The organism is Maribacter sp. MS6 (genome assembly GCF_056839185.1).
On sequence record NZ_CM166389.1, the window covers coordinates 143,677 to 161,286 of the forward strand.

General features: G+C 36.6%; 14 protein-coding genes and 1 tRNA gene. 9 read left to right on the top strand and 6 right to left on the bottom strand.

Annotated features, from left to right (window positions below):
* Positions 1-11 precede the first annotated feature (11 nt).
* Together MS6x_RS00770 and MS6x_RS00775 are read left to right on the top strand one after the other, a co-directional pair.
* A complete protein-coding gene (locus MS6x_RS00770; protein WP_482604792.1) occupies positions 12-566 on the top strand; it encodes a CPBP family intramembrane glutamic endopeptidase in 555 nt (184 codons plus the stop codon).
* The gene (locus MS6x_RS00775) at positions 563-1,327 is read left to right on the top strand and encodes a TIGR02757 family protein (RefSeq protein WP_482604794.1); all 765 of its coding nucleotides are present in this window, start codon (positions 563-565) and stop codon (positions 1,325-1,327) included. Before MS6x_RS00770 ends, MS6x_RS00775 begins: the two co-directional genes overlap by 4 nt.
* On the opposite strand, the gene MS6x_RS00780 is transcribed toward MS6x_RS00775, so the two are convergent.
* On the bottom strand, positions 1,324-2,457 hold the full coding sequence (locus MS6x_RS00780) for a Gfo/Idh/MocA family protein (RefSeq protein ID WP_482604795.1): 1,134 nt from the start codon (positions 2,455-2,457) through the stop codon (positions 1,324-1,326). The genes MS6x_RS00775 and MS6x_RS00780 overlap by 4 nt on opposite strands.
* A gap of 123 nt (positions 2,458-2,580) precedes the next feature.
* On the opposite strand from MS6x_RS00780, the gene MS6x_RS00785 reads away from it, so the two are divergent.
* A complete protein-coding gene (locus MS6x_RS00785; RefSeq protein WP_482604796.1) occupies positions 2,581-4,068 on the top strand; it encodes a S10 family peptidase in 1,488 nt (495 codons plus the stop codon).
* 3 nt (positions 4,069-4,071) lie between these two features.
* Here the strand turns inward: MS6x_RS00785 and MS6x_RS00790 are convergent, their stop codons facing one another.
* Positions 4,072-4,530 (bottom strand): hypothetical protein, encoded by a 459-nt coding sequence (locus MS6x_RS00790; protein WP_482604798.1) that lies wholly within the window; start codon positions 4,528-4,530, stop codon positions 4,072-4,074.
* 112 nt (positions 4,531-4,642) lie between these two features.
* Between MS6x_RS00790 and MS6x_RS00795 the strand changes: the two genes are divergently transcribed.
* Both MS6x_RS00795 and MS6x_RS00800 read left to right on the top strand, forming a co-directional pair.
* Positions 4,643-5,101, top strand: a complete 459-nt coding sequence (locus MS6x_RS00795; RefSeq protein ID WP_482604799.1) for a hypothetical protein — start codon at positions 4,643-4,645, stop codon at positions 5,099-5,101.
* Positions 5,102-5,109: 8 nt separating this feature from the next.
* Positions 5,110-5,811: an SGNH/GDSL hydrolase family protein gene (locus MS6x_RS00800; protein ID WP_482604801.1), complete on the top strand. Its 702-nt coding sequence runs from the start codon at positions 5,110-5,112 to the stop codon at positions 5,809-5,811.
* A gap of 215 nt (positions 5,812-6,026) precedes the next feature.
* Here MS6x_RS00800 and MS6x_RS00805 read toward each other — a convergent pair whose 3' ends face one another.
* Positions 6,027-6,896: a phytanoyl-CoA dioxygenase family protein gene (locus tag MS6x_RS00805; protein ID WP_482604803.1), complete on the bottom strand. Its 870-nt coding sequence runs from the start codon at positions 6,894-6,896 to the stop codon at positions 6,027-6,029.
* Between the two features lie 260 nt (positions 6,897-7,156).
* On the opposite strand from MS6x_RS00805, the gene MS6x_RS00810 reads away from it, so the two are divergent.
* Positions 7,157-8,701, top strand: a complete 1,545-nt coding sequence (locus MS6x_RS00810) for a M28 family peptidase (protein ID WP_482604805.1) — start codon at positions 7,157-7,159, stop codon at positions 8,699-8,701.
* 121 nt (positions 8,702-8,822) lie between these two features.
* On the opposite strand, the gene MS6x_RS00815 is transcribed toward MS6x_RS00810, so the two are convergent.
* Positions 8,823-8,898, bottom strand: a tRNA-His gene (locus MS6x_RS00815).
* A 366-nt stretch (positions 8,899-9,264) separates the two neighbouring features.
* Between MS6x_RS00815 and MS6x_RS00820 the strand changes: the two genes are divergently transcribed.
* From MS6x_RS00820 to MS6x_RS00830, 3 genes are all read left to right on the top strand, one after another.
* Positions 9,265-11,271 (top strand): tetratricopeptide repeat-containing sensor histidine kinase, encoded by a 2,007-nt coding sequence (locus MS6x_RS00820; protein ID WP_482604807.1) that lies wholly within the window; start codon positions 9,265-9,267, stop codon positions 11,269-11,271.
* A gap of 58 nt (positions 11,272-11,329) precedes the next feature.
* A complete protein-coding gene (locus MS6x_RS00825) occupies positions 11,330-13,363 on the top strand; it encodes a tetratricopeptide repeat-containing sensor histidine kinase (RefSeq protein ID WP_482604809.1) in 2,034 nt (677 codons plus the stop codon).
* Positions 13,364-13,553: 190 nt separating this feature from the next.
* Complete coding sequence (locus MS6x_RS00830; protein WP_482604811.1) at positions 13,554-15,644, top strand: tetratricopeptide repeat-containing sensor histidine kinase; 2,091 nt, start codon at positions 13,554-13,556, stop codon at positions 15,642-15,644.
* Here MS6x_RS00830 and bshB1 read toward each other — a convergent pair.
* Both bshB1 and MS6x_RS00840 read right to left on the bottom strand, forming a co-directional pair.
* Positions 15,641-16,360: a bacillithiol biosynthesis deacetylase BshB1 gene (gene bshB1, locus MS6x_RS00835; protein WP_482604813.1), complete on the bottom strand. Its 720-nt coding sequence runs from the start codon at positions 16,358-16,360 to the stop codon at positions 15,641-15,643. The genes MS6x_RS00830 and bshB1 overlap by 4 nt on opposite strands.
* Before the next feature lie 54 nt (positions 16,361-16,414).
* Positions 16,415-17,584, bottom strand: a complete 1,170-nt coding sequence (locus MS6x_RS00840; protein ID WP_482604815.1) for a trans-sulfuration enzyme family protein — start codon at positions 17,582-17,584, stop codon at positions 16,415-16,417.
* Positions 17,585-17,610: the final 26 nt, after the last annotated feature.

Here is a 17,610-nt window from a genome sequence, read left to right on the forward strand (position 1 = left end):
ATTTCCTGAATATGTTAAAAGAGGTCTGGGAATTTTTAAAGCTTCCGGTAAACCAGAAACTTAAATTAGAAAAGCGTGAGCGTTACACTCAGTTTTTTCACTTACTTGTCCTTACGGTCTTTTTCAGTGTTGCTTTTGGTCTATTCATTAACGGGGTTTCCGAAGTATTTAGTCTAAATTTTGGAAATCATGCGGTCGATAAACTTTTAAAAGCCTACCCGCCTTCATTACTATTTCTTTTGGCCGTTGTGATAGCTCCGATTATAGAAGAATTGCTTTTTAGGGCACCTTTAGTAGCATTTAAAAATCCTGTTCATTTTAAGTACGCCTTGTATATTTCGGTTATCCTATTCGGCTCCTTACACATATCAAATTTTGAGGCGTTGGATGGGCAGTTATGGGCTATCCCTCTACTGGTTTCCCCACAGCTTTCAGCAGGCGTATTTTTGGGTTATACGCGCATTAAGCTAGGGCTTTTTTGGGGCATCTTATTGCACGCTGCACATAATTTTCTCTTAGTGGGGCCAGTACTTTTATACTTATTTTTAGACATACCTATAAAATGAAAAAAAGTGAACTTAAAGCGTTTTTAGATGCGAAAGTACTACAATACAACCATCCCAGTTTTCTAGCAAGTGATCCCATACAAATACCCCATCAATTCAAAAAAAAGGAAGATGTAGAAATTAGTGCTTTTTTAACTGCAACTATTGCTTGGGGAAATCGTAAAAGCATTATAAATAACGCCCAACGTTTAATGGAAATTATGGATGAAAGTCCGTATGATTTTGTGCTAAACCATACCGAATCGGATTTAGAGAAATTAGCCAGTTTTGTACACCGCACCTTCAATGGAATAGACGCTCAATATTTTATTAAAAGCCTACGTAATTTGTATACTGCACATGAAGGCTTAGAATCAGTTTTTACTAATCACCAAGGGAAAGACAGTTTACAACCGACAATTTCCAAGTTTAAGGAACTTTTCTTTGAACTTCCGCACCAAGCTAGAACCACTAAACATGTCTCGGATCCCTTAAAAGGTTCGGCAGCTAAACGCATCAATATGTTTTTACGATGGATGATACGGGACGCGGGCACTCATGTAGATTTTGGTCTCTGGAAGAACATTCCCGCTTCTAAACTCTCCTGTCCGCTAGACGTGCATTCCGGTAATGTGGCACGTAAACTGAAGTTATTAAAACGAAAACAAAACGATGGAAAGGCATTAGCCGAACTGGATCAAAGCTTGCGTAAACTGGACCCCAATGACCCTGTTAAATATGATTTTGCACTTTTTGGTTTAGGGGTTTTTGAGAAGTTTTAAGACACAATACCCATATTTCCTACGTTCAATAGCTGTTTTTTACCATTTGCGGCTATCGATTTATAAATAGCCTCTACAATAATCATGTCCCGTTTACCCATTTCTCCAGGAGCTACGTTTTTTGTTCCCAATAGAATATGTTTGGCAAAATCATCCATCTGTATGGCCTGTTGGCGCCTGTGAGGAAATTTAATTTTGTTATTCTTGGACGTACGGCCGCTTATAGGACCATAACTATGTGCTGGGTCTAACTCGAACCACCCATCCGTACAATGTACCTTCAATCGATTACCATTCGCATTATGTGAGGTCATCATATGACCAACAGCTCCTGATGCAAAATCAAATTGTGCCGTAATAGTTTCATCGGTATCCTTAAAATAGTCCGGTCGTGTGCTAAATTCTTGAGCGGTTACCGATATGGGATTTTGACCGGTACCATAAATAGATGTCTGTATGGAATAGACACCCATATTCATTAAAGCCCCTCCTCCGGATAAGGACTTATTCAAGCGCCATTGGTCTGGGTTTCCATTGGATATATATGCAGCATCGGATGATACGAAATTCACTTCACCAAATGTTTTTTCTCGAACATACTTTTTCACCTCATTTGTATAGGGATCTGACTGCATTCGATACCCTACACTCAACTTTACCTTATTATCCTCGCAGACTTTAATGATCGCATCGCATTCCGCTACACTAACAGCCATCGGTTTTTCACAGATTACGTGCTTTCCCGCTTTAGCGGCTCGTATACAAAAATCGGCATGCATGCTATTGGGTAACACTACATAAACAACATCAACTTTTGGGTTATTTAGGATGGTATCGAAGTTCTCATAATTGTAGATACAGTCGTTCGCCAAACCATATTTATCTTTCCAAATCTTTTCCTTCTCCTTGGTTCCGGTAACCACCGCAGAAAGATAGCAGTGTTCGGTTTCCTGCAAAGATGGCGCTAGCTGATAGGTGCTATAACTTCCGAGTCCTACAAGCGCTATCCCTAATTTTTTGTTGAATGGTCTTTCAGAGGCTAACGAAGAATACAATGGGTTCACCAAACTTGTTGCTACCAAACTTTTTCCCAAGGTTTTTGTAAAGCTTCTTCTTGTTATATTTTTCATTAATATATAGGTATGATAATAGTACCTAAAGATAAGAATATATAGGTTTTAAAAAAGCAGGATATTAAGGCTATATTATCTTGATATTTCCGTATTTTTAAAGCTGACTAATTCTAAAAACAAATGAAAACAAATTACACCTTATTACTTACCTTCCTTGCAGTGGTCAGTGGTATCTCTCAAAGCAGGAAACTACCAATAGATACCGTCGTAACCACACAACATAGCGTAACTATAAACGGTACTGCGATAAATTACACGGCAAAAACTGGAACACAACCTGTTTGGGATGAAAATGGTGAACCTACCGCTGCTTTACATTACACGTACTATACACGCAATAATATAAAAGACCGAGCTTCTAGACCCTTGTTAATTTCGTTTAACGGTGGACCAGGTTCCGGCTCTGTTTGGATGCATTTGGCCTACACAGGCCCCAGAGTATTAAAAATTGATGACGAAGGCTATCCTGTGCAACCCTATGGTGTTCAGGAAAACCCTTTTTCCGTATTGGATGTAACCGATATTGTTTATGTAAATCCTGCAAACACCGGTTATTCGCGAACGATTCCAGAAACTGGTAAAGAGGTAGACCGATCTAAATTTTTTGGTATTAATGCAGATATCAAATACTTGGCAGAATGGTTGAATACTTTTGTTACCAGAAATAACCGATGGCGTTCTCCTAAATATATAGTTGGCGAAAGTTATGGCGGTACTAGGGTAATGGGACTTGCAAAAGCACTACAGGACCAACAATGGATGTACCTTAACGGAGTGATTATGGTTTCTCCTGCAGATTATAAGGTGATTCGTGAGGATGGCCCTGTTTCACAAGCAATAAACCTACCCTATTACACTGCTGCTGCTTGGCATCACAAGGTCCTGCCGAGCGCTTTACAGCAAAAAGATTTGCTGGAAATATTACCAGAATCTGAGGAATATACGATTAATACCCTAATTCCTGCAATTGCCAAAGGCGGATTTATTTCGAACGAAGAAAGGGCAAATGTTGCTAAAAAAATGGCCTATTACACCGGTATACCAGAAAAGGATATTTTAGATATGAATTTGGTTATACCGACTTCCTATTTTTGGAAAAACTTGTTAAAGGGCAAAGGAGACTATAATGTGGGTAGATTGGATTCAAGATACTTAGGGATTGATAGGCAAAACCTAGGAATGCGACCAGATTATAGTGCGGAGCTAACCTCATGGCTGCACAGTTTTACCCCGGCAATCAATTATTACTTGCAGGAAGAACTTAATTTTAAAACAGATATCAAGTATAATATGTTTGGCCCTGTGCGTCCATGGAACAACGAAAATGATACAACCAGGGACGATTTAAGACAAGCGATGGCGCAAAATCCCTATCTAAAGGTTTTGATACAATCTGGCTATTATGACGGTGCAACCACATATTTTAATGCAAAATATACGATGTGGCAGGTAGATCCAAGTGGAAGAATGAAAGATCGTTTTACCTTTAAAGGATACCGCTCTGGTCATATGATGTACCTAAGAAGAGAAGATTTAAAAAATTCGAACGACGATATACGCGAGTTTATTTCAAACAGCTTGGCAAATGGCAAAAGCGCCAAATACTAACGCTTAAGGGATGCTCAAACGTACTCGGCTTGAAATGCCAAGTAGACTCAAGGGCTCTTGATATTTTAGTATATACGTTTTAGAAGGCGTGATGAGATGAACATGGTCAATGGCCTTTCTATACAGCTCATCACGCTTTCTTTTTTTCTTTTGTTTAAAGACATCTATCGTTAGTCCTACGGAGGCACCACCAAGAACGGTAGCTAACAAATCGCCATTATCCCAACCATTATATTGGTTCTGATCTATAGCTTCCTTTGCTAAACCAATTAGCAAACTTCCTCCTACGGAACCAGCAAAGGTCCAAGCCCTATCGCCTTTTGAAATCTGTGAAGCTACCCCTGCGCCTACCATACCATATAAATTTCCACCCAAAAAGTGAAGGGCTTTATCCTGCTCCAATTGTCCGTAAGCATTTGTAATCAAAAAAAATAAAATAAGTACTGCTATAGTTTTGCCCATGATAGTTGCAAATGTATTAATTCTAATGGTAAAAGAATCCTGCATATTAAATTGAAGCTATGAACTGAGCAAAAAAAATAAAGAACTATCTTAGTTCACTTAAATCATTTCAATGAACGTACTGCGTTTTATTCAAACACTAAAATTAATTCACATAGCACTGGTTGTAGGCCTTACCATTTTTTCCGTGTTGGCTTATGCACAAAATAACAGTTTTAATGCGGATATAAATACCAATAGCACGCTACTATATATTGTTCCCATTATAGCCTTACTTGGATATTTTGGAAGTCAGATGTTTTTTAAGAAAATGCTATTACAGGTACATACCTCCGATTCGTTACAGACAAAATTAAATAAGTATCAGACTGCCGCAATTGTAAAGTATGCGCTAATAGAAGGGCCAGCATTTATTGCCTTATTCGTATATCACACCACAGGAAATGCATTACCATTGGTTATTGCTGTATGCTTATTGGCCTATCTATTCGTACAAAAACCCACTAAGGATAAAATAATCGATAGTTTAAATTTAACTTCGGACGAGCGCAGCGCCTTGAATGTCAAATAGAATATATTATGAGAAAACAACGATTAGTGATGATATTTGCAATGACGGTAGCAGTATTTGGTCTGCAAAATTTATTGGCCCAAGAACAATCACAAGATTGGGCAAACTTAAAACACTTTCAAAAGGCCAATGCGAAAGTAAATACAACAGAAATAGAACCGAATCGCGTGGTTTTCATGGGAAACTCCATTACGATTGGCTGGTTAAATGCGAGGCCCAGTTTTTTTAAAGATAAGCCGTATATCAACAGAGGTATCAGTGGTCAGACCACACCACAAATGCTTATCCGCTTTCGTCAAGACGTTATTGATTTGCAGCCGAAAGTTGTTGTGATTTTGGCAGGGACCAACGATATTGCCGGAAACACTGGTCCATCAACAATTGCAATGATAGTTGATAATATCAAAAACATGGCCCAACTGGCACATGCAAATAATATTAAAGTAGTGCTCTCCTCTACACTACCTGTGTATGATTATCCTTGGAAGCCAGGTCTACAACCGGCACAAAAAATAATCACCTTAAATTCTCTGCTAATGAACTACGCAAAAGAAAATGGTCATGTGTACTTAGATTATTTTAGTGCTATGGTAGATGATCGTAATGGTCTTCCTAAAAAATATGCCGAGGATGAAGTACACCCAACTGTAGAAGGTTATAAAGTGATGGAACCTTTGGTAGAGGCGGCAATTACAAAAGCGCTGGAATAATTATTGTAGGCCTTAGGCTCAAGTCTGACCCTAACATATACCGGATACACTGCGTTTTTATACTAAGCCATTAACTACAGTTATATAAGCCTTTGGCGATAAAAAATAATTAATTATGATATTGAAAGCACTATTTCATTCACTGCAAAAAACTAATAAAAATAGGCCCTTAGTTATCCTATTAAGTGTATTTTTCGCTTTGGTTTAGCTTACATTTAAGAAAAAAGTAACGGAAAAAACTTTCCTTGCATTTTATCGCCCTTCTTCAGGGGTGGTACTCCTTTCAATAACTCATCATTAGTATTACTTACAGTGCCATCTGCGAAAGCATTGAGTACAAATGCCCGCCGCGGTCGTTTAGATTTGTTTTCATAAGAACCGTGTATCAATAAAGGATGATGAAAAGAGGCAAATCCTTTTTTTAGTTCAATAGGAACCGGTTTAAATTCTTTTTTCTGCTCATCCGTTAAATAGTGTAACAAACCATCCATATCTCCTGCAATTTCTGGAGCCTCCAATAATCCCCATTTATGACTTTTAGGAATATACTGTAAACATCCATTTTCTTCCGTAGCATCATCCAAGCCTGTCCAACATGTTAAATGCTGCATGGCTATGGTGCGTGTCCAATACGAATAATCTTGATGCCATGCCACCACGCCACCATGTTCGGCAGGTTTGTAGAATAACTGATCATGCCAAAAACGCACGGGTTTTTTTTCCAATAATTGATGTGCGGCCATTACAAATGCAGGGTTCCACAGTACGTCATGAAAACCTTCCGTAATTCTCCAATGCCCCAACGAGTGAAATAAAATAGCATCGGAATTACTAGATTCATTACTATGAAACTCATAAAACAATGAATTTCCCGGATGTTGGGGATTTACCAGTTGGTCGAGTTCTTCACGTAATTGATCTATCACTTTGTCATCTAATAGTTTGATACCGGAAACATATCCAAACTCATGAAAATGTTGAACTTGTTCTTCGGATAAACGATATGGCTCCCATTCGGCCTCAGTGGTTGGCCATTTGAAAAGTTCGGAAACCAACTCGTGCACATCTGCTAAATCTCTTACCATAGCTAAACAGAAATTACAATTACAAACTAAAAATAGTAAATTTTCACAGGATTTAGCTTCTTTAAGCGGTCAAAAATGGATAGAAATCATCCTCTTGGAACTAACCTTTGAGCTAATAAAATTTTCAAAAAAATTGAGTTGGCGAACACAACGTATGTCCAAAGGCTCCACATAAAACAATATCAACTAGTTTATTTCAACGAAAGGTTAACCCTCTATTTCTTTTGTTTATTTTTGAGAAATTTTATTGATTATTAAAAATGAAAAAAACACTATTTATTTCCTTGTTTGGCCTTTTAATGGCATGTAACTCTTCTCAAAAAACTATAATTCCTGAGGCAAATCAACCTGTAGACCAAACGATTTATGGGGAAACAATAACCGAAGCTGAGTTAAAAGAACACTTATTTATCTATGCTTCAGATGAATTTGAGGGAAGGGAGACCGGGGAATCCGGTCAGAAAAAGGCCGTTGCCTATTTAAAGGCCGAATACGAGAAACTGAATGTCCCAGCTGCAAAAAAAAATGGAGATTATCTTCAAAAAGTTCCTTTAGAAGTGGCTCAAATGCCAACAGGATCACTAACGATTGATGACACTTCTTATTCCTTAGGTGAGGATTTTGTAAGTTTCAACGAGGCTAGCGCAAATTTTGATGAAATCGTATATGCATCTTATGGCATAGAAGACGGGGAATATTCCGACTTTGCGACTATAGACGTAACTAATAAATTGGTTTTAATTAAGGATGGGGAGCCTATGAATGGTGACGGAACATATATGTTAACAGGCACCGTAGAGCCCTCTAAATGGAGTAAAGACCCAATGAGCAGAATTGAATTCGCCATGGGCAAGGGTGCCAAAGGAGTACTTTTGTATTCACCTACTTTATTCCCAAGAGTTTTAGCGTATTATAATAGATCAAAAAATAGTTCATCTGGGAGAATGAGCGTAAAAGGTCTTAATAAAACAGGGTTTAGTGCAAGTATAAGTGATACAATGGCAGAAGTTATACTGCCAAATATCTTAAAAGACAATACACCACGAGTATTGGATATGGCTGTGTCCTCGGATATCCAAGGTAATTCTAAAGCAATAGATTCTGAGAATGTTGTTGCCTATCTAAAAGGAACCGACAAACCGGAAGAATATGTTGTTATCTCGTCTCATTTGGACCATATTGGGATAAGTGATGATGGTCAGATAAACAATGGAGCGGACGATGATGGTTCTGGTACCGTTGCACTGTTAGAAATCGCCGAAGCATTTAAAGCAGCTTCGGATGCTGGAAACGGACCTAAACGTTCTATTGTATTTTTACATGTAACAGGAGAGGAGAAAGGTTTGTTGGGATCATTATATTATACTGATGTAGACCCTGTTTTTCCACTTTCTAAAACTGTTGCAAACCTTAATATTGATATGATCGGCAGAATCGACCCAAAAAGGGAGGGTGACAGAAACTATCTTTATTTAATAGGATCCGATAAGTTAAGTTCAGAACTTCATGAACTATCCGAGGAAGTCAATTCTAAGTACACAAATATTGAGTTTGATTATACCTATAATGACGAAAACGACCCAAATAGGTTTTACTATCGTAGCGACCATTATAATTTTGCAAAAAATAACATTCCAATTATATTTTATTTTAACGGAACCCATGATGATTACCACAGACCAGGCGACACCCCGGACAAAATAAATTATGATCTATTAGAAAATAGAAGTAGACTTATTTTCTATACCGCTTGGGAAATAGCCAACCGCGATAGGCCTGTTGCAGTAGACAAGCTCGTAGAGTAATACTGATTACTTCAATTAAAATGCCCATCTTACATGAGATGGGCATTTTTTTTTACGCTTTAATCACATTATTTAAAACAAAAAATCCTAAGTAAAAACTTAGGATTCTTGAGCTTGTTTAGGGTGGAAGACCGGGTTCGAACCGGCGACCCTCGGTACCACAAACCGATGCTCTAACCAGCTGAGCTACAACCACCATTTGTAAGCGAGTGCGAAGGTAATTTTTTTTAAATTCTTTTCAAAATAAAAAGAAGAAATTACAGCCTAATTTATTCATGACATATTAAAGGATAATCTAAAAATTTAAAGGGTTTACCCATCGCAAAATTCCAATGGGCGAAACCCAACTCGATTATTGAAAAAGATTTTAGGTAGAAGACTTTAGGTCATCATAATGGGTAAAAGCCTCTAGATAGTACCAAACCTTTTGCAAGTTGAATGCATTCTGCATTCCATAAATCTTTTTTTACTAATTTAGAGGAATAATCTCACAATCATGTCCCAACCATATAGTGTCTAGTGATTATTTACCTATGATTTTAAATAAAACAGTGTCTCTTTGGATGCTAATCCTAGTATGCACAGCTGTATATTCACAAAAGGATAACATTAGCTACTACAGAAAAGAATTGAAGGCGATAAAAAAAGAAAAGGATTTCACTCCTAAAGATACTTCGTACATCAAGCTTTTAAATACGTTAAGTACCAAATACCTTGATCTTAAATCCGATACTTTAGCGGTTCTCGCAACCGAGGCATTTGAATTAAGCAAAAGCATTGATTATGAAATGGGCATGATCAAATCCTTATCAAACTTAGCAATTTATGAGTTCAAAAATGGAGACATTAAAAAATCAATGTCCATAAACAAAGAAATTCTACAAAAGCTAGATATTCAAAAATTTCCAGAATTGGGAGCTAAGATTTATAACGTTTTAGGCCAAACGTATTTTAAAGCAGGCAACACCCCAGAGGCCTACAAGCATACCTTTCAATCCTTAATATTGGCTAAGAAAACAAATAATAAGGAATTGATTACAAAACTAAATTCCAATATGGGTGACCTCTTCACCTACTTAGAAGACTATGACGAAGCGTTGGAATTTTACACTTTAGCCTTAGATGGTTTTGACGCAGAAGAACAAAACCCAACAAAGTCTGGTATTTTGGCGAATCTTGGTCATATATATTTATATAAGAACAACCATACCAAAGCTTTGGAATTGTTAGATCGTAGTTTACCTATGTTGGAAAAAGCTAACAATACCGAAATGCTTACCAAGGCTTACTTGGCTTATGGAGCAGTTTATTTTCATACCAACCGCTATGCCGATGCCCTACATTACCTTAAGAAGGCAAACTTATTTGATAAGCCTTCTAAAGATACTACGAACAAGGCATTTTCCTTTCTTGGATTGGGCACTATCTATTTAGCACTTAACAACATCACTAAAGCTGATGAATATTTAAACCTGAGCCTAAATCTTTATGAATCCATTAATAACAAAAAAGGAATAGCCAACACGTCTAAGGCACTTTATGAATTGAATAAGAAAAAAAAGTCCGAGGAAAAAGCATTATACTTTCTAGAGCAAGCGAAAAGCTATTCCGACTCTGTTAATAATGAAAAAAGTCTTAGGGATATTTCTATGTGGAGGGCAAAAACGCAATTTGAGATGGAAAAAGTAATACTGCAAAGACAGACAAATCTAGAAGTTGCAGAACAGAAAAAACATATACAATGGGCAGGTTTAGGCCTTTTCTTAACCATCGTTATAGCCATTTTAGTTTTTAGTGTTAACAAATCCGAAAGAAAACTTAATAAAGAGCTGGCATTGCAGAGCCAAAATTTATCCGAAAAAGAAAACAAACTCAATAAAATTAATACCAATCAAGATAAACTCTTTTCTATTGTTGGTCATGATCTGAGAGGCCCAATTGTTTCCTTAAAACAACTACTAGGGCTTGCATTGAAAGACGAAACCGGAGTTCAACATTTCTATACATTTGGTCCCAAATTGAAGAAAGACGTAGACCATATTTACTTTACTCTAGAAAATTTATTGAATTGGGGTAAAACACAAATGTATGGGGAACCTTTATATCCGGTTCAAATTAATGTCAAAGAAGAATTGCTAGCTATTGAATATCTGTTCAGAGATATCCTCGACAAAAAATCGGTAGTAATTCACAAAGAGATTTTAGAGGGGGTTACACTACTAGCTGATGCCAATCACTTTAAAATAATATTTAGAAACCTTATAAGCAACGCACTTAAATTTACGCCAAACAACGGAAGTATTTGGTTAACATCAACCGAAGAAAAAGATAGTGTTGTTATACTTGTTAAAGATAATGGTATTGGTATGTCTGAAGAAGTAGTGCATAAAATCTTTGATTCATCGGAATATTTTACAACTTTTGGAACTAACCATGAACGCGGTACTGGATTAGGACTTACGCTATGCCGAGAAATGGTGCATAAAAATAATGGGGAGATTTGGGTAAGGAGTTCTCCGGGTCAGGGAAGTACATTTTATATTCGATTTCCTAAAGAACCTTTAGTTTAATTACCAGCTAGCTTTCTAAATGTTAAAACTAAATAAGTTCGTTTTCTAATTTGATTACATGTTAAAAAGTATAGTTTTCATCGTTTTATTTCTTCTATTTGGAAGTATTCAAGGATTTTCCCAAGAAAATCCTGATGAAATCAAAGCAAGACTAACACAACTAAAAAGTTCTAGAAATTTCACCAAAAAAAGTATCCAATATATAGATCTTTTAATTGATCTAGCCAACGCTTTAAAGCTTTCTCAAACCGATACAGTTAAATCCCTAGCTACCGAGTCCTTGGATTTAAGTCGTCTTATCGATTACAAAAAGGGCGAGTCCGAATCGCTTTTAAACTTTGGTTACTTCGAATTATTTACCGGATCTCCTGATAAAGCCACCTTTTATTACAAACAAACGCTCAAGGAAGCTTTATCAAACGAATTCAATAACATTGCGGTTGAATCTTACAACGGAATTGCACAAGCACATTTTATAAAAGCCGAATACCCAGATGCCTTTGAAAATTTTCAAAATGGTCTGGAACTTGCAGAAAAGATAGGTGATTCCGAAATGGCAATAAAAATGAGTGCTAACTTGGGAACCTTGTTTTCACTATTAGAAGATTATGATGAAGCCATACTATATTATAATCTTGCCCAGTCCAAATTCAACAAAAAAACCACTAACATAAGTAAGGTTGTAGTTTTGGTTAATTTAGGCTATCTCAACAATAAAATAAATAGCCCTAACGAAGCCATAAGATATTTGAACGAATCTATAGCCTTGCTACAAGAGACACAAGCATTAAAAATACTTGCATTCGCCTACCTCACCAAAGGAGATGTCTATAATAATATAGGGCGGTATAACGAAGCTCTTTCATTTTTCAATAAGGCTAATGCAATTTTTAAGGAGATAAATGACAAAAAAGGAGAAGCTGATCTTTATTATTATTCTGGCATATCCTATAATAACCTAAACAATTTTAAAAAAGCTGAGGACTCATTCTTAAAGAGCTTAGATCTTTATAAATCCTTTAATCTTAAATCGGGTTTAGAAAAAAGTTACCGAGCCTTATACGGAATCAACAGGGATTTGGCGTTTACCTCAAAAGCCTTATACTACTTGGAACTGGCCCAAAAATATTCCGATTCTCTTTCAAAAGATCGGCAAAGAACTACCATTTCAATGATGAATGCCAAATTATCCTACGAAAAGGATAAGAGGGTTTTAGCAGAACTTAACGAAACCGAAAAAATGGTCAGAAAAAGGAATGTTACTTGGATTATAATAGGTCTTATTTCTTTGATACTAATCTCGATATTTATCTTTAGAGCTACTACCAATAAAAAACGTCTTAACAAGGAATTAGCCATGCAAACAACCGTACTTTCTAAGAAACGGGAAGAACTTAATTTAATCAATGCCAAGCAAGATAAGTTATTTTCCATTATTGGACATGATTTAAGGGGGCCTATAGTTTCGCTTAAAAACTTACTTGGTACCTCGTTAGAAAAAAATAAAGAAATCAAACACTTTTATACATTTGGACCAAAACTAAAAAGGGATGTAGATCATATTCACTTTACCTTGGACAACCTTTTAAATTGGGGGCTTACCCAAATGAAAGGAAACACAACAGAACAAGAAATTATTTTTGTAGCGGAACACTTAAATGAAATAATCATTGGTTTGAAAGAAGACTTGGATAAAAAGAGTATTCTACTAAAGTTAGCAATACCGAACTCTCTAAAACTAAGTGTAGATCCCAATCATTTTAATGTAATTTTCAGAAACGTTATTAGCAATGCGATTAAATTTACTCCTGAAAACGGGTCAATTATCATCAATTCAAATACTGGAGGAAACGATTTAACTATTAACATAAAGGATACGGGTATAGGTATGACGAATGAGATAATATCAAAAATATTCAATAACAAAGAGCACTTTACCACCATGGGAACTAACAATGAACGTGGCAGCGGTTTAGGCCTTAGCCTATGTAAAGAATTGGTTGGCAAAAACAACGGCTTTATCACTGTTGAAAGTGAACTAGGCCATGGGAGTACTTTTTCCATACATTTTGTATCGAATACAATTACTTAGTTAATTTTTAACTGTATAATTAGCTTCAATAGATAATCCAAACACCTTATATTTTTAATTTAAAATTAATAATCATCGATTAAATACCATTTTTATCTGCTAAAACACACATAATTACGTATTTCACAACAAAATTTAGTTAACCATTTAAACATCAATTAGTTTTAGGCTTCGTTAACCAAAGTAGACAATGTTTAATAAGGCCAATTATCCCAGCTCACAAAAAGCCCTGGTAAAACCTCGGGAACTTTTTGTTTTAATATTGTTGTTTTGTGCAACGGTTAGCTTTGCTCAAACTACTGCCAGGGATGCTATTTCTTCGAAAATAGGTAAGCTAAAATCACAAAAAAGTTTTAATACAACAGACACGCTATACGTTAATAGCCTATTAGATCTTGCAGACGAGCAGCGTTTTTATAATTCAGACAGTCTCTATCTTTTAGCGACCAAAGCCTTAGAACTAAGTAAAAAGGCCAACTATAGCATAGGACAAGCAAAAGCATACTCCCATCTAGGTGATTATTATTCAGATAATGGACTCCATGATAAAGGCATCACTAATTATAAACAAGCTTCTACCCTAGCAGATAAGGTAAATGAACCATTATTAAGGGTAAGAGCTATAAACGACTTAGGGGGTGAATATGCATACAAAGGAGACTACGCCATGGCGCTGAAGCTTTATCTTGAAGGCATAGAATTGGCTGTTGCACTAAACGAACTAGATATACAATCGATCCTAAATGAAAATATTGCAGACCTCTATGTTTCCCAGAAAGATTATGAGCAAGCAATGAAGTTTTACAAAAAGGTAAAAAAAATTAACGATTTAATAGGAAACCCAGTCTACATGGCGGAGACGTTGAGCAATATGGCATCGGCCTATGCAGATATGAACGAGTTAGATTTGGCCATGTTCAATATCAACAGCAGTATCCGTGTTTTTGAGAAAGAGAAAAAAATGGATTGGTTAGCGTATGCCTATGAAATAAAAGGTAAGGTATATTTAAAACAAGAGAAATATAATTGGGCGATGTACTGGTATAAACAGAGTGAGCTTATACATGAGGACCTTGACGATGAAAGATCAGAAATAGCACTATTAAACGGTATGGCAGAAGCAAGTTTGGGTGCTAAAAACGACAGTATATCCCAAATATTTGCAAACAGGGCTTTCGACTTATCTAGAAAATTGGAATATATGTCTGGCACAAAGGATTGTGCTAGAATATTATATGAGATAAACAAGAATAAGGGGGACTATAAAAAGTCCTTATATTTTCATGAGCTTTATCAGCAACTTTCAGACACCTTGTCCAGGAGTGAAAATCAAAAAGGCTTAACGCTCTTAAAAACAAAGTTTGAATATGACCAACAAAAAGAACAGCTTATTAGTGATAACCAAAAGGCATTAGCAAAACAAAAAAGGTATGTTTATGCAGCCTTAATTATCCTAATCATATTCCTTTGTATAACATTTCTAGTTAGAAGAAATGAAAAGATACAAAAGAAACTGAACAAAGAATTACTGTCTAAACAGGCAGATTTGGAAAAAAGTGAAATTCATTTAAAAGAAGTAAATCAAACCAAGAATAAACTTTTTTCTATCATCGGTCATGATTTAAGAGGACCTATTGGCGCTTTCCAGGGTTTAATAAAACTTTTTAAAGAAGGAGAAATGAGCACAGAGGAGTTTCTTAGTTTTGTGCCAAAATTAAAAACAGATATCGATACAATTGCCTTTACGCTTAACAATTTATTGTCTTGGGGTCAAACGCAAATGAATGGTTCCGTTACTACCCCAGGTATCACCTCTTTAGATCATATTGTAGCCGAAAACATATGCTTGCTTTCTGAAATTGCAACAAATAAATCCATTACGTTTATAAATAGAATAGAGCGCAACACCATAACATATTCCGATAGTAACCAAATTGATATTGTTATAAGAAATCTATTGAGCAACGCTCTTAAATTCACGCCTGAAAAAGGTACCATCACCATTTCCGCCGTCCAAAAATTACAATTCTGGGAGATACATATACGTGATACCGGTATTGGGATGGACGAGGAAACTTTGGGTAAGATTTTCAAAAAGGATTCTACACATTCCACCTACGGAACCAATGACGAAAAAGGAACTGGCCTAGGACTCTCGCTTTGTAAAGAAATGGTAGAACAGAACAAGGGTACCATTTGGGCAGATAGCGCTATAAACCGGGGTTCAAGCTTTTTCTTTACTATTCCAAAAGCAAAAAAAGAGTATAAAAAAAGTGCTTAAATTAAGTTTTCCAAGCTATCAATAGCTATTAACCTTTCTACGGTAAAACCTTCTGCATACTCTTTTCCAACAAGTCTTCCCATATCACGCGCCCTATAATTAACACTCTCAATAAAAGTTTTACTGCTAATGGGAGTTTCAGGTTCTTTACTATTTGGGTCATGAAATTGAGAACCATAAGCTAAAATAGCATCCACTTTTTTATCTATGAAACCCGTGATGTCAACTACAAAATCTGGCGTACTATTCTTCCATTGAATATAATGATAGACCAATTTAGGTCTCCATGGCTCTTGGTACACGGTATCCAATAAGGTTTCTATTTTTATGAGCCCGCTTAAAAAACAGGCGTCGCTTACTAATTTGCTTCCTTTACCATGGTCTATATGACGGTCATTGATAGCATTACACAAAACAATTTCCGGTCGATATTTTCGAATCATCTTTATAACTTCGAGTTGATGTTTTTCATCATTAATGAAAAAACCATCCCTAAACCCTAAATTTTCCCTTATGGAAACCTTCAACACTTTTGCCGCAGCAGCCGCCTCTGCATCTCGTATTTCAGCAGAACCACGAGTTCCAAGTTCGCCCCGTGTTAAATCTATTATTCCCACTTTTTTACCTTTCGCAACCTCTTTGGCTATGGTTCCTCCAGCGCCTAGTTCTGCATCATCAGGGTGGGCACCAAAAACAAGTATGTCTAATTTGACCATAGTATTTCTATATTTTTTAGGAAAACGAATATAAACCAATAACTCTAGTTACGACTAGGCAATAGCGGATGAAAGCTTAACACTTTTTATTGCCTGCTCTATATCTTCTATTAAATCTTCTATTTCCTCTATTCCTACGGAGAATCGAATGAGTCCGTCCCTTATCCCCTGCTCCGCTCTTACCTCTGCACTCATCAAAGCATGCGAAGTTTGTGTAGGCGATAAAAGAGTGCTTTCCACTCCTGCCAAACTCATTGAGGATTTTATAAGACGGAGCGCTTTTTGAAATTTAGAGGCATCTACGTAGGGCTTCAATTCAAAAGATAGCATTCCGCCAAAACCTTTCATTTGACGTTTTGCCAGTTCATGGTCTTTATGAGCTGGTAATCCGGGATAATACACTGCATCTATATCCTCATTCTCAGATAAATAGGTGGCCATTGCCAAAGCATTTTCATTTTGGGCCCTTACCCGAATACCCATGGTTTTAATACTGCGTTCCAAAAGCCAAACGGTATAGTCACTTAAACTTCCTCCAAGGTTTTTTGCCAAATGAAATATACGCTCCATATGAGCCTCGCTCGATGCGACAGCACCTGCACAAATATCAGAATGACCACCCATGTATTTGGTGGCGCTATGGATGACCACGTCAATACCGTAATCAATTGGATTTTGGTTTACAGGGCTGGCAAATGTATTATCGATCATAGAGATAATGCCATGCTTTTTGGCTATGGAAGCAACCGCTTCGATATCTGTTATGGTTAGTAATGGATTTGATGGCGTCTCAATGTAAATCACCTTCGTATTTTCTTGAATTTTCTCTTCAAAATCCCTAGCCTCCCATCCTTGGGTAAAAGAGTACTCAATGCCATATTTAGAGAATTCTTCTGTAACTAGGTTATAAGTGCCACCATACAAGGTCTGTTGCAATACCACATGGTCTCCTGCCCGCAAAAAAGCCATTAATGCTGTACTTACCGCTGCCATGCCACTACCAAAAATCAAAGCAGATTCAGCATGCTCCAAAGCAGCAATTTTTTTACAAAGTCCCTCTTGATTAGGTGTATTAAAATACCTTGGATACCGCTTAACCGCTACATCATCAAATGCATAGGATGTACTCATATAAAGCGGAGAAACCGCTCCTTTGTGTTGTGTATCCTCTAACTCCCCCACGTGGGTGCAGATGGTATTTAATCCATTTCTTTTTTTACTCATTCCAAAGCTATTTTAGTAGCTAAAGA